This window comes from Frigoribacterium sp. ACAM 257 (assembly GCF_007954365.1).
Lineage (GTDB): Bacteria > Actinomycetota > Actinomycetes > Actinomycetales > Microbacteriaceae > Frigoribacterium.
Window position 1 is genome coordinate 740,677 of sequence record NZ_VOLO01000001.1, and the last position, 23,041, is coordinate 763,717.

The 23,041-nt window shown below is 72.5% G+C and carries 23 protein-coding genes; 12 read left to right on the forward strand and 11 right to left on the reverse strand.

Annotated elements, in window-relative coordinates:
* Position 1: 1 nt before the first annotated feature.
* The 9 genes from truB (at position 2) to ES689_RS03460 (ending at position 7,429) form a co-directional block, all read left to right on the forward strand.
* Complete coding sequence (gene truB / locus ES689_RS03420) at positions 2 to 901, forward strand: tRNA pseudouridine(55) synthase TruB (RefSeq protein WP_146900187.1); 900 nt, start codon at positions 2 to 4, stop codon at positions 899 to 901.
* Entirely contained in the window at positions 898 to 1,266 is a 369-nt protein-coding gene (locus ES689_RS03425) for a hypothetical protein (RefSeq protein WP_133737651.1), read from the forward strand. The genes truB and ES689_RS03425 overlap by 4 nt, the downstream gene beginning before the upstream one ends.
* Positions 1,267 to 1,324: 58 nt before the next feature.
* Positions 1,325 to 1,762: a hypothetical protein gene (locus ES689_RS03430; RefSeq protein ID WP_123546244.1), complete on the forward strand. Its 438-nt coding sequence runs from the start codon at positions 1,325 to 1,327 to the stop codon at positions 1,760 to 1,762.
* A gap of 5 nt (positions 1,763 to 1,767) precedes the next feature.
* Positions 1,768 to 2,703: a bifunctional riboflavin kinase/FAD synthetase gene (locus tag ES689_RS03435; RefSeq protein ID WP_146900190.1), complete on the forward strand. Its 936-nt coding sequence runs from the start codon at positions 1,768 to 1,770 to the stop codon at positions 2,701 to 2,703.
* A gap of 24 nt (positions 2,704 to 2,727) precedes the next feature.
* Entirely contained in the window at positions 2,728 to 4,314 is a 1,587-nt protein-coding gene (locus tag ES689_RS03440) for an SDR family oxidoreductase (protein ID WP_146900195.1), read from the forward strand.
* Positions 4,311 to 4,511 carry a hypothetical protein gene (locus ES689_RS03445; RefSeq protein ID WP_146900199.1) on the forward strand — a complete coding sequence of 67 codons (201 nt, stop codon included), beginning with the start codon at positions 4,311 to 4,313 and terminating at the stop codon, positions 4,509 to 4,511. Before ES689_RS03440 ends, ES689_RS03445 begins: the two co-directional genes overlap by 4 nt.
* Positions 4,512 to 4,639: 128 nt before the next feature.
* The gene (locus tag ES689_RS03450) at positions 4,640 to 5,224 is read left to right on the forward strand and encodes a GDSL-type esterase/lipase family protein (RefSeq protein WP_146900202.1); all 585 of its coding nucleotides are present in this window, start codon (positions 4,640 to 4,642) and stop codon (positions 5,222 to 5,224) included.
* Between the two features lie 92 nt (positions 5,225 to 5,316).
* Positions 5,317 to 5,697, forward strand: a complete 381-nt coding sequence (locus ES689_RS03455) for a DUF6804 family protein (protein ID WP_146900204.1) — start codon at positions 5,317 to 5,319, stop codon at positions 5,695 to 5,697.
* Between the two features lie 100 nt (positions 5,698 to 5,797).
* A complete protein-coding gene (locus ES689_RS03460; RefSeq protein ID WP_146900207.1) occupies positions 5,798 to 7,429 on the forward strand; it encodes a stealth conserved region 3 domain-containing protein in 1,632 nt (543 codons plus the stop codon).
* Here ES689_RS03460 and ES689_RS03465 read toward each other — a convergent pair.
* Entirely contained in the window at positions 7,426 to 7,965 is a 540-nt protein-coding gene (locus ES689_RS03465; protein ID WP_146900211.1) for an NUDIX domain-containing protein, read from the reverse strand. The genes ES689_RS03460 and ES689_RS03465 overlap by 4 nt on opposite strands.
* Positions 7,966 to 8,133: 168 nt before the next feature.
* Between ES689_RS03465 and ES689_RS03470 the strand changes: the two genes are divergently transcribed.
* Positions 8,134 to 8,940, forward strand: coding sequence for an oxygenase MpaB family protein (locus ES689_RS03470; protein ID WP_223269358.1), 807 nt, complete (start codon positions 8,134 to 8,136; stop codon positions 8,938 to 8,940).
* Between the two features lie 181 nt (positions 8,941 to 9,121).
* Here the strand turns inward: ES689_RS03470 and ES689_RS03475 are convergent, their stop codons facing one another.
* The 4 genes from ES689_RS03475 to rplU all read right to left on the reverse strand — a co-directional run bounded on the left by ES689_RS03475 (position 9,122) and on the right by rplU (position 12,286).
* A complete protein-coding gene (locus tag ES689_RS03475; RefSeq protein WP_146900214.1) occupies positions 9,122 to 10,087 on the reverse strand; it encodes a phosphodiesterase in 966 nt (321 codons plus the stop codon).
* 234 nt (positions 10,088 to 10,321) lie between these two features.
* Entirely contained in the window at positions 10,322 to 11,497 is a 1,176-nt protein-coding gene (locus ES689_RS03480) for an alcohol dehydrogenase catalytic domain-containing protein (RefSeq protein WP_146900217.1), read from the reverse strand.
* Between the two features lie 166 nt (positions 11,498 to 11,663).
* Positions 11,664 to 11,933, reverse strand: coding sequence for a 50S ribosomal protein L27 (gene rpmA, locus ES689_RS03485; RefSeq protein WP_123546220.1), 270 nt, complete (start codon positions 11,931 to 11,933; stop codon positions 11,664 to 11,666).
* A 41-nt stretch (positions 11,934 to 11,974) separates the two neighbouring features.
* A complete protein-coding gene (gene rplU, locus ES689_RS03490; RefSeq protein WP_123546218.1) occupies positions 11,975 to 12,286 on the reverse strand; it encodes a 50S ribosomal protein L21 in 312 nt (103 codons plus the stop codon).
* A gap of 89 nt (positions 12,287 to 12,375) precedes the next feature.
* Between rplU and ES689_RS03495 the strand changes: the two genes are divergently transcribed.
* Positions 12,376 to 13,050: a hypothetical protein gene (locus ES689_RS03495; protein WP_146900218.1), complete on the forward strand. Its 675-nt coding sequence runs from the start codon at positions 12,376 to 12,378 to the stop codon at positions 13,048 to 13,050.
* 19 nt (positions 13,051 to 13,069) lie between these two features.
* Here the strand turns inward: ES689_RS03495 and ES689_RS03500 are convergent, their stop codons facing one another.
* The 6 genes from ES689_RS03500 to ES689_RS03525 all read right to left on the reverse strand — a co-directional run bounded on the left by ES689_RS03500 (position 13,070) and on the right by ES689_RS03525 (position 21,508).
* Positions 13,070 to 13,522: a DUF779 domain-containing protein gene (locus tag ES689_RS03500; RefSeq protein ID WP_146900221.1), complete on the reverse strand. Its 453-nt coding sequence runs from the start codon at positions 13,520 to 13,522 to the stop codon at positions 13,070 to 13,072.
* Positions 13,522 to 15,063, reverse strand: coding sequence for an aldehyde dehydrogenase family protein (locus ES689_RS03505; protein WP_146900224.1), 1,542 nt, complete (start codon positions 15,061 to 15,063; stop codon positions 13,522 to 13,524). Before ES689_RS03505 ends, ES689_RS03500 begins: the two co-directional genes overlap by 1 nt.
* 54 nt (positions 15,064 to 15,117) lie before the next feature.
* Entirely contained in the window at positions 15,118 to 16,374 is a 1,257-nt protein-coding gene (locus ES689_RS03510) for a GAF domain-containing protein (RefSeq protein WP_146900227.1), read from the reverse strand.
* A gap of 197 nt (positions 16,375 to 16,571) precedes the next feature.
* On the reverse strand, positions 16,572 to 16,907 hold the full coding sequence (locus ES689_RS03515; RefSeq protein WP_223269359.1) for a TraR/DksA C4-type zinc finger protein: 336 nt from the start codon (positions 16,905 to 16,907) through the stop codon (positions 16,572 to 16,574).
* Entirely contained in the window at positions 16,904 to 17,926 is a 1,023-nt protein-coding gene (locus ES689_RS03520) for a glutathione S-transferase family protein (protein WP_146900231.1), read from the reverse strand. The genes ES689_RS03515 and ES689_RS03520 overlap by 4 nt, the downstream gene beginning before the upstream one ends.
* Before the next feature lie 57 nt (positions 17,927 to 17,983).
* The gene (locus tag ES689_RS03525) at positions 17,984 to 21,508 is read right to left on the reverse strand and encodes a DNA polymerase III subunit alpha (RefSeq protein WP_146900234.1); all 3,525 of its coding nucleotides are present in this window, start codon (positions 21,506 to 21,508) and stop codon (positions 17,984 to 17,986) included.
* Between the two features lie 134 nt (positions 21,509 to 21,642).
* Here ES689_RS03525 and ES689_RS03530 point away from each other — a divergent pair, with 134 nt between their 5' ends.
* Complete coding sequence (locus tag ES689_RS03530; protein WP_146900237.1) at positions 21,643 to 22,959, forward strand: aromatic acid exporter family protein; 1,317 nt, start codon at positions 21,643 to 21,645, stop codon at positions 22,957 to 22,959.
* Positions 22,960 to 23,041 lie beyond the last annotated feature (82 nt).

Consider the following 23,041-nt stretch of genomic DNA (forward strand, 5'->3'; position numbering starts at 1 on the left):
CGTGAACAGCGGCATCCTCCTCGTCGACAAGCCGCAGGGCATCACCAGCCACGACGTGGTCGCCCGCGTCCGCAAGGCCGCCGGCACCCGCAAGGTCGGCCACGCGGGCACGCTCGATCCCCTCGCCACCGGCCTGCTCGTCCTCGGCCTCAACTCGTCGACCAGGCTCCTCACGTTCCTCGTCGGGCTGGACAAGACGTACGAGGCGACGATCCGGCTGGGCGTCTCCACCGCCTCCGACGACGCCGAGGGCGAGGTCACGGCGACCGCCGACGCGTCGGGCGTGGCCGACGACGCGGTGGACGCCGGCATCGCCGACCTCACCGGGCCGATCAGCCAGGTGCCCACGACCGTCAGCGCCATCAAGGTGGGCGGTCGTCGGGCGTACGACCTGGCCCGAGAGGGCGTCGAGGTCGAGCTGAAGGCGCGCGACGTGGTCGTCTCCGAGTTCGTCGTGCTCGATCGACGCGACGTGGTCGTCGACGGCGTGGCCGTCCGTGACCTCGACGTCCGGGTCAGTTGCTCGTCGGGCACCTACGTGCGGGCCCTGGCCCGCGACCTCGGCGGCGCCCTGGGCGTCGGCGGGCACCTCACCGCGCTGCGGCGCACGCGGGTCGGCTCGTTCGACGTGGCCGACGCCGTGGTGCTCGAGGGCATCGAGGTCGCTCCGGCCCTCCTGGCTCCCTCGGCCGTCGCCTCCTCGTTGTTCCCCGTCTGGTCGATGACGGCCGACGAGGCGATCGACCTCGGCCACGGCAAGCGGCCCACGACCGGCCGCGCCGACACCGAGGGCCCCGTGGCCGCGGTGACCGCCTCGGGCGACCTCGCCGGGCTGGTCTCGGTGCGCGGCGGCCGTGCCGTGCCCATCGTCAACTTCCCGACCGACGAGGTGAACGCGTGATCGAGTGGTTCACGTGGGCCCAGGTGATCGTGGCCTGCGTCGCCGGCCTCGTCTGCCTGGTGGCAGGCTTCTCCGGCAAGCTGCCGAACGACATCACGGTCGGCGCCACCGCTCTCGTGCTGCTCCTGCTGCTGGTGCAGCTGGTGGTGGCGATCGTCGCCCCGTTCGCGGGCAACCCGCCGACGGGGAACGTCGTCGAGTTCTACATCTACCTGGTCTCGGCGATCCTGCTGCCGCCGCTCGCCGTCGTGTGGGCGCTCGTCGACCGGACGCGATGGAGCAACCTCGTGCTCGCCGCGGCGGTCTTCGCGGTCGCCGTCATGGTCTACCGCATGCTGCAGATCTGGACCGTGCAGGTCGCGTGAGGGCCGCCTCCTGCGCCCTGGCGGCGGTGCACAGCCGCGCGCCATATCCTTGTCGGTGATGGTCACTCAGAAGTCTTCTCGTGCGGTCGGCGTCGGCCGGGTCCTCATCGCGGTCTACGCGGTGCTCGCCCTGGCGGCGACCGGCCGGTCAGTGTTCCAGATCCTCGAGCAGTTCGACGAGGCGCCGCTCGCGTACACGCTGAGCGCCCTCGCCGCCGTGGTCTACATCGTCGCCACCGTGTCGTTGATCCGCCGCGGCCGCACGTCGTACGCCGTCGCCTGGGCGACCATCTCGTTCGAGCTGGCCGGCGTGCTGATCGTCGGGCTGGTGACCGTGCTCGACCCGGAGCTGTTCCCCGACGACACCGTGTGGTCGTGGTTCGGGCGCGGCTACGGCTTCGTCCCCCTCGTCCTGCCGGTGCTCGGCATCCTCTGGCTGCTCCGCTCCCGGCCCGCGGTCGCCGCCGAGGCGGACGCCGCCGACCGGACGGAGTAGCGAGCGTGCAGTTCTGGGACGCCCTCGCCGACGTGCCCGCCGACGTCGGCCCGACCGCGGTGACCATCGGCAAGTTCGACGGCGTGCACGTGGGCCATCGGGCGGTCATCGACCTGCTCGAGCAGGTCGCGGCCGAACGGGGCCTGACGTCCGCCGTGGTCACCTTCGACAAGCACCCGCTGGCCGTGCTGCGGCCGGGCTCCGTGCCGCGCTCGCTCGTCAGCAACCGGCAGAAGCGCGAGCTGCTCGAGGCCGCCGGGGTCGCGGCGACGCTCATGCTCACCTTCGACGACGAGCTGCGGAGCCTCACGCCGGCCCAGTTCGTCGACCGCATCCTCGTCGGTGCCCTGCACGCTCGTGTCGTCTTCGTCGGCGACGACTTCCGTTTCGGCGTCCGGGGCAGCGGCGACGTCGACACGCTGCGCGAGCTCGGCGCCGAGCGCGGGCTCGAGGTCGTCTCGATCGACGACGTCCGTCTCGGGGGCGGGCGCCGCGCCTCCTCGACCTGGATCCGGGAGCTGCTCGAGGCCGGTGACGTGGGGCGCGCCGGCGAGCTGCTCGGCCGTGAGCCGGCCGTCCGCGGGATCGTCGTGCACGGCGAGCAGCGCGGGCGCGAGCTCGGCTTCCCGACCGCCAACCTCGCGCCCGACAGCGAGGGCTACGTCCCGGCCGACGGCGTCTACGCGGCCTGGGTGCTGGTGGGCGACACGACCTATCCCGCCGCCGTGTCGGTGGGGCACAACCCGACCTTCGAGGGCGTGCCCGAGAAGCAGGTCGAGGCCCACCTGCTCGACGTCTCGTTGGACCTCTACGGCCAGGAGCTGACGGTGAGGTTCGTCGACTGGGTCCGCGGCAACGTCGCCTTCGAGGGCATCGACGCGCTGATCGAGCACATCCGCGCCGACGTCGTCCGCACGCGCGAGGTCCTCGGCCTGTCCTGAGACCGGCGGCGTACCGTCGTGGGCATGCCTCCTGAGAACGACGTCACGCGCGACACCGATCCGGCCGTTTCCCGTCGGCGCATCCTCGTCACCGGGGCCACCGGCTACATCGGCGGCCGCCTCACCCCGCGCCTCGTCGAGGCCGGGGCCGACGTGCGCGTGCTCGTGCGCTCGCCCGAGAAGCTCGCCGAGGTGCCGTGGGCCGGCGACGTCGAGGTCGTCCAGGGCGACCTCACCGACCGCGAGTCGGTCCGTCTCGCCCTCGACGGGGTCGAGGTGGCCTACTACCTCGCCCACGCGATGGGCAGCAAGGGCGACTTCGAGCGGGCCGAGGCCGAGGCCGCCCACGTCTTCGCCGACGCCGCCCGCGACGCCGGCGTCGCACGCATCGTCTACCTCGGGGGCCTGCACCCCGACGGGGAGCTGTCGAAGCACCTCCGGAGCCGTCGTGACGTCGGCGACGTGCTGCTCGCGAGCGGCATGCCCACCGTGGCCCTCCAGGCCGGGGTGGTCATCGGCTCCGGCTCGGCGTCGTTCGAGATGATCCGCCACCTCACCGACGTGCTGCCGTACATGCCCGCGCCGAAGTGGGTCCGCAACCACATCCAGCCGATCGCCGTGCGCGACGTGCTGCACTACCTGATCGGCTCCGCCGACGTGCCCGCAAACGTCAACCGCACCTTCGACATCGGCGGCCCGGACGTGCTGCGCTACGGCCAGATGATGAACGGCTACGCGCTGGAGGCGGGCCTCGCGCAGCGCCCGATCGCCTCCCTGCCCGTCTTCACGCCCTGGCTCGCCTCGCAGTGGGTGAACCTGGTCACGCCGATCCCGCGCGCCCTCGCGATCCCGATCATCGCCTCCCTGCAGTACGACTGCGTCGTCAGCGAGGACGACATCGACGACGTCGTCCCGCCGCCCGCCGAGGGGCTGCTGCGCTACCGGGCCGCCGTCCGGCTGGCCCTGCAGCGCGAGAAGGACGGTGAGGTCGAGACCAGCTGGCAGGACTCGTCCGTCGCGGGCGCCCCCAGCGACCTGCTGCCGAGCGACCCGGACTGGTCGGGGCACACCGTCTACACCGACGACCGCGAGACCGACTCGAGCGCGTCGCCGGAGGCGCTCTGGCGAGTCGTCGAGGGCATCGGCGGAGAGAACGGCTGGTACTCGTTCCCGCTCGCCTGGGCCGCCCGCGGATGGATGGACCGCCTCGTCGGGGGAGTGGGGCTCCGTCGTGGTCGCCGCAGCGCGACGTCGCTCCGGGTGGGCGACGCGCTCGACTGGTGGCGCGTCGAGACCCTCGAGCGCGGCAGGCTGCTGCGGCTGCGCGCCGAGATGAAGGCCCCGGGGGGCGCCTGGCTCGAGATGCGCGTCACCCCGCGCGAGGGCGGCGGCTCGCACTACCGGCAGCGTGCCGTGTTCTTCCCGCACGGACTCGGCGGCCGGTTGTACTGGTTCGCCATCCTGCCGTTCCACGGAGTGATCTTCAGCGGCATGCTGCGGCGGATCACGGCCACCGCCGCTCGCGACGTGTCGGGCTCCGGCTCTGCGGGCGGCTCCCGGGGCGGCGAGCCCGTGGGGGCCGAGGTCGAGGCCGGCGTGGCGCGGTCGTGACCCTCACGGCCGTCCTGGCGGCCACGCCGACGCCGCTCTACCCGGCCGACCCCGGGGTCGGGTCGCCCGTGCCGCTCTGGCTCGGCGTGGCGTTCGGCGTGCTCGTCGTCGTCGCGTCGTTCGTCGTCCTGCTGCCGAGCGTCCGGCACGCCCTCGACCGCGTCGCCGCCCGGCGACCCCGCCGTTTCCGTCGCTGACGCGCCTCGGGCTCCAGGGCCCCGCCACCGTGCGGGTCGTGCGCAGCCGGTCAGCGGTACGCTTCCCCGAGACGACACGCCGGGGGCCGTCCGGCCCCTCGGCACATCGACACCACCCGGAGGTACCCATGGCGCACGGCGAGAGACTGGTCTTCGTCGGAGACAGCACGACAGCAGGCGGCGACTGGTCGGCCTGGTTCCCTGACGACGAGGTCGTCGCCCTGGGCCGTGACGGCGACACGACGGCGACCCTGACGGAGCGGCTCGACGAGGTCGTCGCGGCACGGCCCGACTCGGTCGTCCTCCTGATCGGCAACGAGGACTTCACGGCCCGCCGCACCGTCGAGCAGGTCGTCCGTGGCGTGGAGTCGCTCATGGTCACGATGCGCCGCGAGCTCCCGGGGACGCGCCTGCTGCTGCAGTCGATCCTCCCGCGCACCGCGGACCAGGCACCCCGCATCCAGGACGCGAACCGGCACCTCCGACAGTTCTCGTCGACGGTCAGGGCCCAGTGGCTCGACCTGTGGCCGGCTCTCGCCGACGAGTCGGGCGAGGCCCTCCGCGCCGAGTTCACCACCGACGGCGTGCACCTGAGCGACGAGGGCTATCGTGCCTGGGTCGCCGAGCTCGTGCCCGGGCTCGAGCGGCTGCGCGGCGAGCCGCCGATGAGCCGCCCGCTCACGGTGCTGCACGTCCCCTACGACATCGACTGAGGTGCACCCGTCCAGGAGGCGCCTCCACACCCGCCGCTAGGCTCTCCCGGGGCGCGATCGCGCCTTCCCGTGCATCGACGAGAGGCGGCTCCGTGCCCACGCCCCAGGCCCCCGACTTCCTCCGCCCGGCCCTCGCGCCGGGCCTGCTGGGCGCCGTCGTCCTGACGGTCGGGGCCTTCCTGCTCGACTCCGACACGTTCACCGTCGTCCGCTACGTCGTCGCGATCCTGGCCCTGATCATGGCGGTGTTCGCCTGGCGTGGTCGTGCCTGGTGGGCGGTCGTGCTCCTCGGCGCGGTCGCCGTGCTCTGGAACCCCGTCGTCGTCGTGCCCCTGAGCGGCCAGCCCTGGGCCGCGATGCAGTTCGCGGCGGCCGTCGTCTTCATCGTCGCGGGCGTCCGCACCAAGGTCCCGAACACCGAGGCGGGCCGCGGCGCCGGAGGTGGTCGTCCCGCTCAGGGACGACGTCGCTGACCAGCCGCCGGCCCCCTGGACGCGGCCCGCTCCGCAGACCGCTAAATTAGGTCACGACGTGCACAGCCTGCCCGAGGCGAGCACAGGAAGTTGAGCCTAGATGGTCACCGAGATCACCGGAACGACGGAGAGTCCGCTCCTGACCCCCCGTCCTCGAGCCGGTGGTCTGGACCGCGACGACGTCGTGGTGCGCAAGGGCCAGTTCACGCTCCTCAACGGCCATCTCACGCCGCAGCAGTCGATGATCGAGGACTTGCTGTTCATCCGTCAGGTGCTCGACGAGGCCGAGGTGCCGTTCCTGCTCGTCCGCGGCAACGACGTCCGGCCCGTGATCGCCGTCGACACCGTCCACCGTGCCGCGTTCGCCGCCGCCATGGCCGAGGCCGCCGCGACGGAGCCCTTCTACGCCAAGCCCCCCAAGGGCCAGGCTGTCCTCGTGTCCGAGGGCGGGCTCGAGTCCGAGGACGACCGCATCTTCCGGCTCTACCGACCGCGCGTCGAGCCCATCGGACGGCTCCGCTACGGCGCGGGCACGGCCGTCCAGGTCGAGTTCTGGATCCTCACCGACGACCAGGTGCTCGTCCCGGTCGAGAACGCGCTCATGCGCACCGACCTGCCTCGCTCCGAGGCCGTCGAGGAGACAGTCGAGCGCTACGGCATGCAGTGGCCCACCCTCGCGCACATGTTCGACGACCACGCCACGGACATCACCTTCGACGTGGACATCGTCTTCTCGTGGGTCGACGGCAACTCGGTCGAGTACCAGCGCGCCCGGGCAGCCAAGGCGAAGAGCCACGTGGTCGGCGAGGGCGACGACGCCCCCGCGCGGTTCCGGCAGATCGACGAGCTCAAGTACGCCCTGCGCTCCGTCTACATGTTCGCGCCGTGGGTGCGCAACATCTACATCGCGACCGACTCGCCCGTGCCCGAGTGGCTGGGCGACCACCCCCGGGTCCGTGTCGTCCGCAGCGAGGAGTTCTTCTCCGACCTGTCCTGGCTGCCGACCCACAACTCGCAGGCCGTGGAGTCGCAGCTGCACCACATCGAGGGCCTCAGCGAGCACTTCCTCTACTCCAACGACGACATGTTCTTCGGTCGACCCGTCGCTCCGTCGATGTTCTTCTCACCCGGCTCCGTGTCGAAGTTCATCGAGGCCGACACCCGGATCGGCCTGGGGCTGAACAACCCCGACCGCAGCGGCTTCGAGAACGCCGCGCGGGTGAACCGCCGCCTCCTGCAGCAGCGCTTCGGCCGCGTCACGACGCGGCACCTCGAGCACACGGCGGCGCCGCTCCGCCGCAGCGTCATGTTCGAGATGGAGCACGAATTCGCCGACGACTTCGCCGCCACGGGCGCCAGCCCGTTCCGCGCGAAGGAGAACATCTCGGTCACCAACTCGCTCTACCACTACTACTCGCTGATGACGGGGCGGGCGATCGTCCAGGAGAACGCGAAGGTGGCCTACGTCGACACCACGATGGTGTCGGGGCTCGCGTCGCTCTCCGAGGTGCTCAAGAAGCGCTCGTTCGACTTCTTCTGCCTGAACGACGGGAGCTTCCCCGAGGTCACCGACGAGGAGCGCACCGGCACCGTCACGGACTTCCTCGAGCGGTACTTCCCGTTCGCGGCGCCGTGGGAGCAGGCCGAGATGGACCGCATCGCCCGCGAGGCCGCCGAGCAGGAGCGCCGCACGCTCCGGGCCGGCGGCCCCCAGGGCAGCATCGAGTCCTAGGAGGCGGGCGTCGCGCCGGTACGACCGCCGGCGGCGTCCTCGCGCCGACCTCCGCCTCGGAGCTCGCCCGCGGCGGTGAACCGCGCGCCGGGCTCGTCCGAGAGCCCGGCGTCGATGCGGCCTCGCATCTCGTCGCTGATCGGCGGGAGCGCGTCCCGGGGGAACCACCGCGCCTCCGTGTTCTCGCCGTCGGCCGGGGCGGGCTCGCCCGAGACCCAGCGCAGGGCGAAGGTGTGGTCGAGGTAGCTCGCCTGGTCGCCGTTCGGGTAGACGACGACCCCGGTGACCCCGACGGCCGCGAGACGGACGGGCTCGGCCGTCACGTCCGCCTCCTCGAGGACCTCGCGGGCGGCCGCGTCCGCAGGGTGCTCACCCGGGTCGACGATGCCGGTGACCGGGGTCCACGCGCCGGTGTCCGAGCGGCGGACCATGAGCACCTCGTCGCCCTTCGTCACCACGGCCGTCACGCCCGAGAGCCAGAGCGGGGCGGTGCCGACGGCCGCGCGGAGGGACAGGACGAAGTCGGGAGTGGCCATGCCCCGAGCCTACTGAGGCGCCCCGCGGCGGCTCCTCGGGTCGCGTTCCGGTCGAGGGCGGGTCATCTCGGCCGAGGGCGGGTCCGGCGTGACCCGCCCTCGAGGCAGGCGACCCGCCCTCGACGGGTTCGCGGCGGCGACACGGGGCGGCAGTCCTAGGCTGGGCCGGTGCACGAGGACCAGGTGAGGCGCGGCCGCGACGTGCGCGGCATGCGCGACATGGCGGGGGAGGCCCTGCTGCTCGGCGCGGGCGGACGCGCCATCCTGCTCCAGCTCGCCTGCCCGGGCGTCGGCCACGGCGTGGCCGAGCACAGCGACTTCGTCGACCGGCCGCTGCAGCGCCTGCACGGCACGATGACCTACCTCTACGCGATCGTCTACGGCAGCGACGGGGAGGCCGCGGCGGTGCGCCGTCTCGTCGACCGGGCGCACGCGCCGGTCCGCAGCGACGCCTCCTCGTCCGTGGCCTACGACGCGCACGACCCGCAGCTGCAGCTCTGGGTCGCCGCCACGCTCTACGACTCCGCCGTCGACCTGTACGAGCGCGTGTACGGCGCCATCGCCGCCCCCGAGGCCGTCTACCGCGACTACGAGCTCGTCGGGACGGCCCTGCAGCTGCCTCCCGGGGCCTGGCCCGCCGACCGCGCCGCGTTCCGTCTCTGGTGGGACGCCCGTCTCGACGAGCTCGTCGTCGACGACGTCACGCGCGACGTGGCGCACCAGCTGCTGCACCCGCGGGCCGTGCCCCTCGCGCTGTGGCTCGCCATGCCGCTCGCCCGGCTCGTGACGACGGGGCTCCTGCCTGCGAGCCTGCGCCAGGCGTTCCGCCTCCCGTGGGGGCCCGTCAGGGCTCGGGCCTTCGACGCGGTGCTGCTGGTGTGCCGCATCGTCGTGCCGCGGTTGCCCGCTCGGCTGCGGCACGTGCTCCGGGACCACTACCTGCGGCGGCTGCGCGCGTACCTCACACGCGGCTGACCTGGGTCCGCTCGCGCACGGCGAACCGGGTGATGAGCCGCGGCGGCACGTGCGCGGCGGCACACGCGCTCGGAGCGTGTCGAGCCCGGAGCGTGTCGAGCTCAGTGCGTGTCCAACTCAGTGCGTGTCGACTTCAGAGCGTGTCGAGCTCAGTGCGTGTCGAACTCAGTGCGTGTCGACTTCAGAGCGTGTCGATCGGACCGGTCAGCGCGAGGTCGCGCACGACCGGCACGGGCGCGGTGTCCGTACGGCGGTGCCGGGGCGCGGCCGGCTCGATCCGCACCCCCGCGACGGCCAGGCGCTCGGCCGTGGACTCGCTGGAGACCGGCTCGCCCACCGTGTCGTAGGTGCCCATCGGGACGACCGAGTGCACGACCGTGTCGCGATAGAGGTGCACGAGGTTGAACGACTGGGCGCCGTCGCGGCCGCGGGTGCCGCCGAGGCGCGCGTTGAGGTCCTGGGTGTAGCAGGTGGCCGAGGCGACGCTGACCGGGACGCCCGCGAACATCGCCGTCGTCGAGAAGTGCAGATGACCGGCGATGACGGTGCGCACGTCGCTGCCCTCGATGACCTCGGCCAACGAGGCCTGGTCGCGCAGCTCGACGAGCACGCTGAGGTCCTGCACGGAGGGGACCGGCGGGTGGTGCATGGCGATGATCGTGCCGTCGGGGGCGGGGGTGCTGAGCTCCTCGGCCAGCCAGTCGAGCTGGGCGCCGCTGAGCTCGCCGTGGTGGTGCCCGGGCACGCTCGTGTCGAGCGTGATGACCCGGAGGCCGTTGACGTCGTACACGAGGTCGACGGGCCGGTCGGAGGGGAGCTGCCCGAAGAGCTGCTCGCGGAAGGCGCCGCGCTCGTCGTGGTTGCCCATGGCCCAGATGACCTGGGCGCCGAGCCGCTCGGCTGCGGGCTCGAGCAGTGCCCGGAGCTTGCGGTACGCCTCCGGCTCGCCCTTGTCGGTGAGGTCGCCCGTGAGGACGATCGCCTCGGGACGGACGCCCGACGCCTCGATCTCGCGGACGATCTGGCCGAGGCGGGCCTCGCTGTCGACGGCCCCGTAGAGGGGCCCGTCGCCTCCGACGAGGTGCGTGTCGCTGAGGTGCAGGACGAAGTGGTCTGGCCGGGGGTGCTCGGCCGTCCGGAGATCCATGAGTGCTCTCATTCGATGTCACCGACGGGGGCCTCGGGATCGGGACCCTCGTTGTGTGTTCGACACCAGTCCATCATCCGGTAGCTCCGCGTGGGGTGAACGGACCTGCGTGTTCCGGTGAACGGTGGGCGAACTCAGGGCCGGACCCGAGGCGGCAGCGCGCAGGAGGTGCGGCCGGAGGCCCCGGGACCGGCCCGGTGACCAGGCGGTGCGGGTGCAGATGGTGCGGGTGGGTCAGGGCTTGAGGACGACCTTGATGCAGCCGTCCTCCTTCTTCTTGAAGAGCTCGTACATCTCGGGCGCACGGTCGAGGGGCACCGGGTGCGTCGTGAGGTCCTCGGTGCCGAGCGGGTCGGACGGGTCCTCGACGAGGGGCATCAGCGTGTCCATCCACTTGTGGACGTTGCACTGGCCCATCCGGATGGTGATCTGCTTGTCGAAGAGCGTGAGGAACGGCGTCGGGTCGGCGGTCCCGCCGTAGACGCCGCTGAGCGAGACGGTGCCGCCGCGGCGGACGACCTCGAAGGCGAGGTGCATCGCGCTGAGGCTGTCGACGCCGGCCTTCTGCATCAGCGCCTGGCCGACCTTGTCAGGAAGCGCCGCCGCGAACTTCTGCACCATGCTCACGCCGCCGTGGTCGTGGGCCTCCATGCCGACTGCGTCCACCACGGAGTCGGGTCCGCGGTCGTCGGTCATGCCCTTGACGACGTCGGCGACGTCCTTGGTCAGGTCGAGGACCTCCACGCCGTGGCGCTCGGCCATCGCGCGACGCTCGGGGACGGGATCGACGCCGATGACGCGGAAGCCCTTGTGGACGCCGATGCGCGCGGCGAACTGGCCGACCGGGCCGAGGCCGAGGACGACGAGGGTGCCGCCCTCGGGGACGTGTGCGTACTCGACGCCCTGCCAGGCGGTGGGCAGGATGTCGCTGAGGAACAGGTAGCGCTCGTCGGCGAGGTCGTGACCGACCTTGACGAGGTTGGCGTCGGCGAGCTTGATGCGCAGCTGCTCGGCCTGGCCGCCGGGCACCTGGCCGTAGAGCTTGGTGTAGCCGTAGAGGGTCGCACCCGAGCCGTACTCGGTGACCTGGGTCGTCTCGCACTGCGAGAAGAGGCCGCGCTGGCACATGAAGCACTCGCGGCAGGCGATGACGAAGGGGACGACGACGCGGTCCCCGACCTGGATGCGCGACACGGCGGAGCCGACCGCGGTGACGACGCCCATGGTCTCGTGGCCGAGCACGTCGCCCTTGTCGAGGTAGGGGTCGAAGACGTCGTAGAGGTGCAGGTCGCTGCCGCAGATCGCGGCGGAGGTGACCTTGATGACCGCGTCGGTGGGGTCGACGATCTGCGGGTCGGGCACCTCGGTCACGGCGACGTCGGCGATGGACTGGTAGGTGAGAGCCTTCATCCGCCCCGTCTACGCCGGGGGACCGGGAGCCCCCTGGGCCGAGGGGTACACGACTTTCGTCGTGTTGCGGACGACCTGCGAGGTGCATGCCGGGACGACGACGGCGGCCGCCCCCGTGAGGGGACGACCGCCGTCGGACGGTGCCGCGCGTGCGCGGGACCGGGTGCTACGCGTCGACCGCGACCTGGGTCGCGACGATGTTGACGACCTTGCGGCCGCCCTTGTTGCCGAACTCGACCGCGCCGGGGGCGAGGGCGAACAGGGTGTCGTCACCGCCACGACCGACGTTGGCGCCGGGGTGGAAGTGGGTGCCGCGCTGGCGGACGATGATCTCGCCGGCGAGGACGACCTGGCCGCCGAAGCGCTTCACGCCGAGGCGCTGTGCGTTCGAGTCGCGGCCGTTACGAGTGGACGATGCGCCCTTTTTGTGTGCCATGTGGTGTCAGCTCCTGGGATGTCTTCGGTGTCGCGGCGCTACTACTTGGTGGTGATCGAGGTGATCTTGACGCGGGTCAGGTCGGCACGAAAGCCCATGCGACGCTTGTAGCCGGTCTTGTTCTTGTAGTTCTGGATGACGATCTTCGGGCCGCGGAGGTCGTTCAGGACCTCGCCCTCGACGGTGACCTTCGCGAGGTCGTCGCCGGTGAGGATCGTGTCGCCGTCGACGTGCAGGACGGGGACGAACGAGACGGTGTCGGATGCCGAGGCCTTGAGGCGGTCGACGGTCAGGATCGTCCCGACCTCGACCTTCTCCTGACGGCCGCCGGCGCGCACGATTGCGAATGCCATGGGAACTCCTGGGAAGTGTGAGGGTGTGACGCCCGGATCGCCGGACGACGTCGCGCTGCCGCTCGGGCAACTTGGATAGTCTTTCACAGATGTCACGACCGATCAAACTTCGACGCCCGCCGCAGTTCACGGCCGAGATCGTCGACGACGCACGGGGGCGCCTCCTCGACCTGCTCGCCGACCTGCGCACCCTGACGACCGAGCACGGCGACGACATCGAGGTCTGGGGCTCCGCCGTCACGGCCGCGGGCTGGGAGATCGCGAGCCTCGGGCAGTGGCTGGCGCTCGAGGGGGAGGCGGTCCTGCTGCTGGGGGGCGCCTCCTACCCGGAGATCGCCGAGCACCAGGGCACCAGCGCGTCGGCGGTCCACGGCCGGGTCGGCCGGTCGCTGACGCTCGCGCCCTACGCGCAGGCGGCCGGGCCCGACGGCGCCACGACGCGGGTGACCGCGGAGGGGCTGGCGCAGGCCCGGATCGAGTACTCGGCCGAGGCAGGGGCCGACGGGACCTCGCCCGGAGGCGAGGACGGCGACGTCGCGGGCAGCTCGTCCGGCGACTCGCTCGTGGAGCGGCTGCCCGAGGTGATCCGCGCCGGCGCCCGCCGCACCGCCGAGATAGTCGCGGCGCTTCCGGGCTACCGACGCTCGAGCGTGCTCTCGACCCTCTCGGTCCTGGCGCGACAGGGCGTCATCGTGCGGACCGGCCACGGCGTCTACGCCCTGCCGCCCGCCGAGAGCGGGACGGCAGCGGCGCAGACGCCGTAGACCTGCGGTGTCTTCTCGATCAGCTTCCCGGGACGAGTCCCAGCGCGGCCTGCTCGGCGTCGTCGAGCATGCGCGACCGGATCAGGAACCGGCGCCCCTCGGGCGACTCGACCGAGAAGCCGGCGCCCCGGCCCGCGACGACGTCGATCGTGAGGTGGGTCCACTTCCAGTACTCGAACTGGCTGCGCGACATGTACACCTCGATCGGGTCGAGGCCGTCGACGTGGAGGTCGCCGAGGTGGACGTCGACCGTGCCGACCCTGAAGAAGCCCACCGGGTAGCACATCGGCGACGAGCCGTCGCAGCAGCCGCCCGACTGGTGGAACATCAGCGGGCCGTGCTTCGCGGTGAGGTCGACGAGGAACGCCGCCGCCTCCGCGGAGACGTCGACCCGCGAGGGCGGGGCGACCGCCTCGGGGGCCGGGGCAGGGTCGGCCGGGCCGACCCGCGCCTCCTTCGCTGCGGTGCTCATCAGAAGAAGCCCATCGGGCCGTCCGCGTAGCTGACGAGGAGGTTCTTCGTCTGCTGGTAGTGGTCGAGCATCATCTTGTGGTTCTCGCGCCCGATGCCGGACTGTTTGTAGCCGCCGAACGCCGCTCCCGCGGGGTACTGGTGGTACGTGTTCGACCAGACGCGACCGGCCTGGATGTCGCGGCCGGCCCGGTAGAGCTGGGCGCCGTTGCGGCTCCACACCCCGGCGCCGAGGCCGTAGAGGGTGTCGTTGGCGATCTTGATCGCGTCGTCGTAGTCGGAGAAGCTCGTGAGGCTGAGGACGGGGCCGAAGATCTCCTCCTGGAAGATGCGCATCGAGTTCTTGCCCTCGAAGATCGTCGGGTTCACGTAGTAGCCCCCGGTCAGGTCGCCGCCGAGGTCGGCTCGGTCGCCGCCGAGCAGCAGCGTCGCGCCCTCCTGCTTGCCGATGTCCATGTAGCTGAGGATCTTCTCGAGCTGGTCGTTCGAGGCCTGCGCGCCGATCATCGTGTCGAGCGACAGGGGGTCGCCCTGCTTCACCGCCTTGACCCGCTCGATGCCGTCGGCCGTGAACTGGTCGTAGATCGACTGCTGCACGAGTGCCCGGGACGGGCAGGTGCAGACCTCGCCCGAGTTGAGGTTGAAGAACGAGAAGCCCTCGAGCGCCTTGTCGTAGAAGTCGTCCTGCTCGTCGGCGACGTCGGCGAAGAAGACGTTCGGGCTCTTGCCGCCGAGCTCGAGGGTCACGGGGATCAGGTTCTCGCTGGCCATCTGCATGATGAGCCGGCCGGTGGTCGTCTCGCCGGTGAAGGCGATCTTGCGGATGTTCGGGTGGCTGGCCAGGGGAGCGCCGGCCTCGACGCCGAAGCCGTTGACGATGTTGAGGACGCCGGCGGGCAGCAGGTCGGCGATGAGCCCCATGAAGACGTGGATCGACGCTGGGGTCTGCTCGGCCGGCTTCAGCACGACGCAGTTGCCCGCAGCCAGGGCGGGGGCGAGTTTCCACACCGCCATCAGCAAGGGGAAGTTCCAGGGGATGATCTGCCCCACCACGCCGAGCGGTTCGTGGAAGTGGTAGGCGACGGTGTCGCCGTCGATCTCGCCGGTCGAGCCCTCCTGGGCGCGGATGGCGCCGGCGAAGTACCGGAAGTGGTCGATGGCCAGGGGCACGTCGGCGGCGAGCGACTCGCGGATCGGCTTGCCGTTGTCCCACGTCTCGGCGACGGCCAGCATCTCGAGGTTCGCCTCCATCCGGTCGGCGATCTTGTTGAGGATGATCGCGCGCTCGGCGATGGTGGTGCGCTTCCAGGAGTCGAAGGCCCGCCACGCGGCCTCGACCGCCCGGTCGACGTCCTGTGCGTTGCCCCTGGCGACCTCGGTGAAGGGCTTGCCGTTCACCGGGCTGGGGTTCTCGAAGTACTGTCCGCTCGCCGGGGCGACGTACTCGCCGCCGATGAAGTGGTCGTAGCGGGCCTCGAACTGCACGGCGGCGCCCGGCTGGCCGGGCTGCGCGTAGGTGCTCGGGGGAGTGGTGACGGTCATGGCTGTCCCTTTCGACGACGGTGTCGGAGGCCACGGATCGCGCGGCCCGTGGGGTCAGGGTAGGTCGGCCGGGGTTGCGGCGAGTTGCGCGACGAGACCGGCCCGGCGGGGCGACCGCGGAGGCAGCAGGCGGAGCAGCTCACGACGGGCCAGGTCGTCGTCGCGGCCCTGGGCGGTGGCGACCCACTGCAGCAGCACGTCGGCCGAGCCGGAGGTGCGCAGGGACTCGCCGAGGCGTCGGACGAGGTCGTCGCGGAGCCCCTCGACGCCCGGGGCCGACGAGCCCGGCAGGAGGAGGCCCGTGGCAGCACGGAGGGCGGCGCGGTGCGCGCCCCGGTCGAGCAGGTCCACGACCTCGTCGGCGTCCGTGGCGAGTCTCGTCGGCAGCCGGTACGGCCGGGACGTCGGCACGAGCGCGGGGGCGACCGACTCGAGCGCGTGGCGGAGCCGGACGAGCTCGGGCCGCAGGGTGCCCACCGCTCCGCGCTCGCCCCAGACCGCCTCCGCCAGCGCCTCGGCCGACCAGCCCTCCGGACGCGCGGCGAGCAGCAGGAGGAGCTCGGAGTGCCGTGCGCTCAGCGTCGTGGCCAGACCGGCGGCGTGCAGGACGGCCTCGTCCCGGCCGAGGACGTCGAGCCGCGGCGGGGGCGGCGGGGTCGACCTGGCGGAGGGGTGAGCTCGCGGGCGTCGGGCGGGGCGGGAGGTGCGCGTCCTCGACAGCGCGAGCTCCGCCTCCATCGCGGCGACCGTCGCGCGCAGCAGCGGCAGCGTCTGCTCGCCGGCGGCCCTGTCGTCACCGGTGATGTCGACCACGCCGATGACGCGTCCGTCGGCGGGGTCGTGCACCGGGACGGCGGTGCAGCTCCACTCCTGCACGAGGTGGGAGAAGTGCTCGGGGCCCCTGACCTGCACGCCGCGGTCGAGCTCGAGGGCGGTGCCCGGTGCGGACGTGCCGACCCTCGACTCGGCCCACCCTGCCCCGGCGACGAAGAGCATCGACTCGGCCCGGCGTCGTGCCTCGCGGTCGCCCTCGACCCAGAGCAGGCGCCCGCGTTCGTCCCCGACGGCCACGAGCAGGCCGCTGCCCTCGACGTCGTCGAGCAGCAGCCGCTGGACGACGGGCAGCAGCAGCGCGAGCGGGTGCTCACGGCGCCACTCGGCCAGGTCGTCGTCGGGCAGCTCGAGACGGGGCAGGGCGTCGGGGTCGACGCGCTGGTCGGCGGCTCGCTGCCAGGACGCCGCGAGGAGGAGTCGCCGCGCGGCCCCGTGCGAGGCGCGTGCGGACGGCGGATCGGGTCGCGCCGCTGCCATGTCGCCCCTCGTCGTCGAGCGGATGCGTCGCGCCTCGCTGTCGGGCGGGGCGTCGTCGCCGTGGTGACGGCAGCCTACGTCGCGGCCGCCCGGGGCGGAAGGGCCGCGGTGCCGAGCAGGGAGCAGGAGTTGTCGACGCTGGCGGGGCGGGGCGGGGCGGGGCGGGGCGGGGCGGGCGCGGGGAGGTGCGGAGCGGGTCAGCGGGCGCAGTCGATGCAGAGGCGGGCGGTGGGCCTGGCCTCGAGACGCGCCGCGCCGATCCGAGCGGCGCAGCGCTCGCAGCGGCCGAAGGTGCCGTCGGCGAGCCGGCCGAGCGCCGCCTCGGCGTCGGCGGCGCGCTCGAGGGCCGAGCGGCGGACCGCGTCGAGCTGCGACCGTTCGTAGGCGATGGTCGAGCCCTCGGGGTCGTGCTCGTCGTCGACGTTGGCCCCCTCGCGGGCCGCGGCCACCGCTTCCATGTCGGTCAGCAGTCGCTCGGCCAGCCCGATGGCCTCGTCACGGGTGCGGCGCAGCTGATCGGCAGGGTCGCTCACGCGACGAGCGGCGGAACCCGCTCGCCCTCGGGCGGCGCGGCCGGGGGAGTGCCGTCGCCGAAGGGGCGACCGCCGAGCTGCTCGCGACCGTGCTCGGTCAGCCAGCCCGACGGGTCGGGCCCTGCCGGGATGATGCCCGTCGGGTTGATGTCGCTGTGGACCACGTAGTAGTGGGCCTTGATCTGGGCGAAGTCGACGGTGTCGCCGAAGCCGGGCGTCTGGAACAGGTCGCGGGCGTAGGCCCAGAGCACCGGCATCTCGGCCAGCTTCGAGCGGTTGCACTTGAAGTGCCCGTGGTAGACGGCGTCGAAGCGGGCGAGCGTCGTGAAGAGGCGGATGTCGGCCTCGGTGATCGTGTCGCCGACGAGGAACCGCTGGTCGGCGAGACGCTCTGACAGCCAGTCGAGTCTCTGGAAGAGCGTGCGGTAGGCCCGCTCGTAGCTCTTCTGCGAGCCGGCGAACCCGGCCCGGTACACGCCGTTGTTCACGTCGCGGAACACGACGGCGTTCACCTCGTCGATCTCGGCGCGCAGGTGCTCGGGGTAGAGCTCGGGGGCACCCTCGCGGTGGTGCTCCGTCCACTCGGTGGCGAAGTCGAGGGTGATCTGCGGGAAGTCGTTGGTGACGACCTTGCCGGTCGGCACGTCGACGATCGCGGGCACGGTGATGCCGCGGGCGTAGTCGGGGGTCCGGGCGAAGAACGCCTCCTGCAGCCGCTCGATGCCGAGCACCGGGTCGCGGCCGTCGGGGTCGAGGTCGAAGGTCCAGCTGCGGGCGTCGTGGGTCGGCCCCGGCAGGCCCAGGGAGATCGCGCCCTCGAGGCCGAGGAGCCGGCGCGAGATGACGGTGCGGTTGGCCCAGGGGCAGGCACGAGCGGCGACCAGGCGGTAGCGGCCTGCCTCGACGGGCCAGCCGTCGACGGCGTCGCGCGTCACGCGGTCCTCGATGTAGTTGGTGTCGCGGGTGTACTCCTGGCCGGGCTCGACGTACGTGCCCTTCGCCTGCTGCTCGTCGCTCATGCCCGCCACCCTACGCAGACGCGTCCGGGAGGCCTCATGCAGACGCGTCAAGGAGCCTCACGCAGACGCGTCCGAGAGGTCGGGCAGCTCGTGGCCCTCGGTCGGCGTGTCCGCCGCGCCCGCCGCCGCGCGGCCAGCCTGCCAGTCGCGCCACATCGCCTTCAGGTCCCAGGCGGCCTCGGCCTCGAGCGAGATGCCGCGCTCGCCGGTGCGGCGGGTCCGGCCTTGGATCAGCAGCAGCTTCGTGCCGAACAGCAACGGCCCCGACCTCGCCTGAGCCTCCTCGAAGAAGGTCGCGTCGGCGCATCCCGTGCCGTCGTCGACGCTGATGAAGACGACCCGTTTGCCGCTGCGCATCGGAGGCGTCTGGGTGGCGATCCGGATGCCCGCGACGAGGACGGTGGTGCCGTTCCAGTGGTCGCGGAGGTCGGCTGCCCGGACGACGCCGAGGTCGTCGAGCATCGGGCGGTAGCTCTCGATCACGTGCTCGCTGACCTCCATCGAGAGGATGTCGAGCTCGTCGCCCACCCTGTCGCGCAGGCTCACGTCGGGAGTGCCGGTGGGCACCTCGGCCGAGTCGTCCACCGAGAAGTCGAGCTGGTTCTGCACGTCGGAGGCGCGTGGCCGTGCGGTGCGCTGCGTCAGCGACCGCACACGGGCGAGCACGTCGCCCCTCGTCCTCCCTGGGCCGGCCAGGGAGTCGAGCGCGCCGACCTGCGCCAGTCGCTCGATCAACCGCCGCGACGGCGTGGCCCGCTGCCAGAAGTCGGTGATCGACTCGTAGGGCCTGCCCACGACGATGCGGGCGAGCTCGGAGTCGCTGATGCCGTGCACGTCCGAGAGCGACAGGCGGATGCCGAGGTCGCCGGGGCGGCCGGGCGCGATCGGAGTCGCCGGGGCGCGCACCCGCTCGACCCTGTAGACGTCGGTCGACGCGTTGACGTCGAGCGGCAGCACGGGCACGCCCATGCGCCTCGCCTCGGTCAGCAGCAGCCGCTTGGGGTACATGCCGGGGTCGTGGGTGAGCACCCCCGCGAGGAACTCGGCCGGGTAGTGGGTCTTCAACCAGGCGGTCTGGTAGGTGGGCAGCGCGAACGCGGCACCGTGCGCCTTGCAGAAGCCGAACGAGCCGAACCCCTTGAGCACCGCCCAGATCTTGTCGACCTGGGCGTCGGTGAACCGCCTCCTGCCGTCGTCGTCGACGTTCGCCGTCGTGCGCCGCCGGAACTCGACCTCGAGGGCGTCGTCGGCTCCCTTGCCCATGTGCCGACGGATCTCGTCGGCCTCGGCGAGGGTGACCTCCATCGTCGCCTCGAGGATGCGCAGCACGTGCTCGTGGTAGATCACGACGCCGTAGCTGTCGTCGAGGAAAGGGGCGAAGCTCGGGTGCAGGTAGTCGGGGCGCTGGAATCCGTGCTTCGTGTCGAGGAACGGCGCGACCATGTTGCCCTTCATCGGGCCGGGGCGGAACAGCGAGATGTCGGCGATCAGGTCGCTGTAGCGGTCGGGCTGCATCTTGCCGATCAGCTCGCGCTGCCCGGGGCTCTCGATCTGGAACATGCCGAGGGTGTGGGTCGTGCGGATCGCCTCGAAGGTGGGTTCGTCGTCGTGCGGGATCTCGTCGAGCTCGACCCGCCCCTGCCGGTTGACGTAGTGGACGTCGACGGAGAGCCCGCCGGCCAGCGCGGCACGGGCGCCGTTGACCCGCTCGATCTCGTCGAGGGCGTAGGCCATCGAGCTCTGCATGCGGACGCCGAGCACGTCGAGCTTCAGCAGCCCGGCGTCGTTCATGTCGTGCTTGTCGAACTGGCTCATCGGCAGGCCAATGCCGCTCGGCTGCACGGGGGTCGTGCTGAGCAGGTCGGAGTCGCCGAGGATCACCCCGCACGGGTGCATCGAGATGTGCCGGGGCAGCCGGTCGAGCCGCTCGGTCAGGTCGACGAGCAGGTCGATCTGGCCGTTCTGCCTGGCGAGGTCGGCGATGGCCCTCAGCTCGGGCTTCTCGGCCATCGCGGTGCGGAGGTCGCGGGCGTTCGAGCGCCAGACGTTGTTCGCGACGAGGTCGATCTGGTCGTCGTCGAGCCCGAGGGCCTGGCCGGCGTCGCGCACCGCCCCCCGGCCGCGGTAGGTCGACTGCATCGACATGAGGGTGACCCGGTTGCTGCCGTACCGGTCGAAGATCGCCCGGTAGATCTCGTGCCGCCTGGCCGACTCGACGTCGATGTCGATGTCGGGCAGGGTCTCGCGCTTGTTGCCGAGGAACCGCTCGAACAGCAGGTCGTGCTCGATCGGGTCGACGTTCGAGATGCGCAGCAGGTAGGTGACCAGGCTGCCGGCGCCCGACCCGCGCGCGGCGTTCCGCACCCGCATGTCGCGCATCAGCGCCGACACGTCGGCCACGGTGAGGAAGTAGCTGGCGAAGCCGAAGCCCGTGATGATGCCCAGCTCGTAGCGCATCCGCTCGTCGACGGTGCGGCGGAGCGCCTGGTCGGCGTGGCCGAAGCGCTCGGTGACGCCCGCCTCGGCCCGGCGGAACAGCACCTGGTCGGGGTCGCCGTCGACGCCGATCGCGCTCAGCTCAGGCGTCTTCGGCCGACGCCAGCGCAGGTCGGCGTCGGGGTCGAGCCGGCAGCGGTCGGCGAGCCGCTCGGTCTCGGCCAGCATCTCCTCAGCCGCGCGGCGAGGGCACGAGGAGGCGTCGGCCACGAGGGTCGCCAGCGCCCGCATCTCCTCGCCCTCCTTGAGCGACGCCTGGGCGTTCGGCTGCGGCGTGAACGCCCCGAGCGGCGCCAGGTGCCCCGCCGAGTCGAGCACGTCGGCCGTGACCGCGCCGTCGGGGTCGAGGTAGCGCACCGCGTTGGTCAGCACGGCGGGCACCCCGACGTGCTCGGCCAGCTCGAGCATGCGCGCCGCGTGCCGAACGCTGCGGCTCTCGCCCGGCTCTGTGAGGTGGCAGACGACCTCGACGACCACGCCCCCCGGCAGCTCGCGCGCCCACGCTGCCAGCGATGCCGCCGCGGCCGTGTGCCGCCCCTCGGCCACCAGCCGCCCCACGTCGGAGTCGGGCCCGAGCAGCACCGTCGCGTCGGCGCCCTCGTCTCCGCGGAGGAACGCCCTCAGCCGCGAGCGGGGGATCGTCGCCACGCTGTTCGCGCTGCCGCTCACCCGCCGCGTCGCCCGGCCGTGCGCCGCGCTGATCAGTCGGCAGAGAGCGGCCCAGCCCGAGCCCGGACGACCCTCGCCCGCCCCGTGCGCGAGCACCACGATCCGGTCGACCGAGGAGGCGCCCGCCCTGCCCCCGGGACCGGCGCCGGCCGACGCTCCCCCCGCCTCCTGCGCCCTGCCGCCCACCGCCTCGTCGACCGTGTCGTCGACGCAGCCGAGCTCGACGCCGACGATCGGGTCGATGCCCGCCGCCCGGCAGGCGCCGATGTGCCGGATCGCCCCGTAGAGGCCGTCACGGTCGGTGATCGCCAGCGCGTCCGCGCCGTGGGCGGCTGCCCGCTCGACGAGCTGGGCCGGCGGCGTCGTGCCGTAGTGCGCGCTGAACGACGACGCCACGTGGAGGTGGGTGAAACGCATCGTGCTGCCTCGGTGCTTCTCTCGTCGGACCTCCCGGCCGAGGTCGGTTCGAACGTGTGTTCGACGAGTGTACGTCGCTCAGGCGGGGTACGACGACCCAGGCGGCGACCGCGCACTGCTGTCATCATCGTCAGATGCCCGACCGAGGAGCCGCCGCCCAGCACACCGCCCGCACCGCCTCCCGGTGGACGCGGACGCTGCTGGCCCAGCCGCGCCTCCTCATGGCGGCGAAGGGGGCGCTCGCCGCGGCCCTCGCCTACTGGATCGCGCCCCACGTGCCGGGCGTCGCCGCCGAGTACCCCTACTACGCGCCCCTGGGGGCCGTGCTCGCGCTCTGGCCCACCGTCAAGACCTCGCTCAAGCAGGGGCTGCAGACGATCCTCGGCCTCGTGATCGGCGTGCTGCTCTCGACGACGGTGTTCGCCCTGCAGGACGGGCAGCCCGGCGTGCTCGCCGTGGCGCTGGTCGTCGGCCTGGGGACGCTCATCGCCGGCATCCGCTGGCTCGGGGCCGGCCGCGACTGGGTGCTCACCGCCGGGCTCTTCGTGCTGCTGCTCGGGGGAGCGAACGCCGGGGACTACTCCACCGGCTACGTCGTCCAGATCGGCGTGGGGGTGGCGGTGGGCGTCCTCGTCAACCTCCTCCTGGTGCCGCCGCTGTACACCGGCCGCGCCGAGCAGCGGCTCCGGCTCGTGCAGGCGTCGCTCGCCGACCGGGCCGACGACGTCGCCACCGTGTTCGAGGCGCACTGGCCGATCGAGGACGACGACTGGGAGAGGCGCGTCGCCGTCCTGCCGAGCACGCTGCGGCACGTCCGCGACAGCGTCGCGTACGCCGACGAGTCGCGACGCCTCAACCCCCGGTGGCTGCTGCGACGCCGCGACCTGGGCTCCGAGTACGCCGACCTCGTCGTCTTCGAGCGCGTGGGGTTCCACCTCCAGGACCTCGCGGAGGTCTCCGGGATCCTCGGTCGTCGCATCGGTCGCCAGATCGGCATCGTCGACGACCTCGCCCCCGTCGTCGCCCGCGCCGTCCGCAGCGTCGGCGAGGTGATCAGGAGGCGCGGCGGCGACGACCGGGACGCCTTCGTCTCCGCTCGCCGCGACGTCGAGGAGCTCTGGAGGGCCGTCGACTCGCACCGTGAGCTGCCGACGGTCGCCACGAGCGGCGGCGTGTCGGTCGCCGTCTCGCTCGGGCGGATCATCGCGGCGCTCGACCCTGACGACTCGACGGCACCGCGACCCGACGACGAGGCGGTCGGCGACCTCGACGGCGACGGCGACGTCGACGCGGACGACGGCACGGCCGCGGTCGGCGGCACCACGAGCACCGGCCCCGTCGACGACCCCACGGCGCCCCGCGACACCGCCCCGCGCGACAGCGAGCGACGCCAGGAGGCGCAGGGCCCGGCTGCCGACGGCGAGGCGGAGGACGCTCCCCGCGAACGCTGACGGCGTCCGGCGCCCCGGCGCAGTACGGTGGGGGAGGCATCGTCGCCGAACGCCCTGTCGCGCCCTGCGTCGGTCTCGCGCA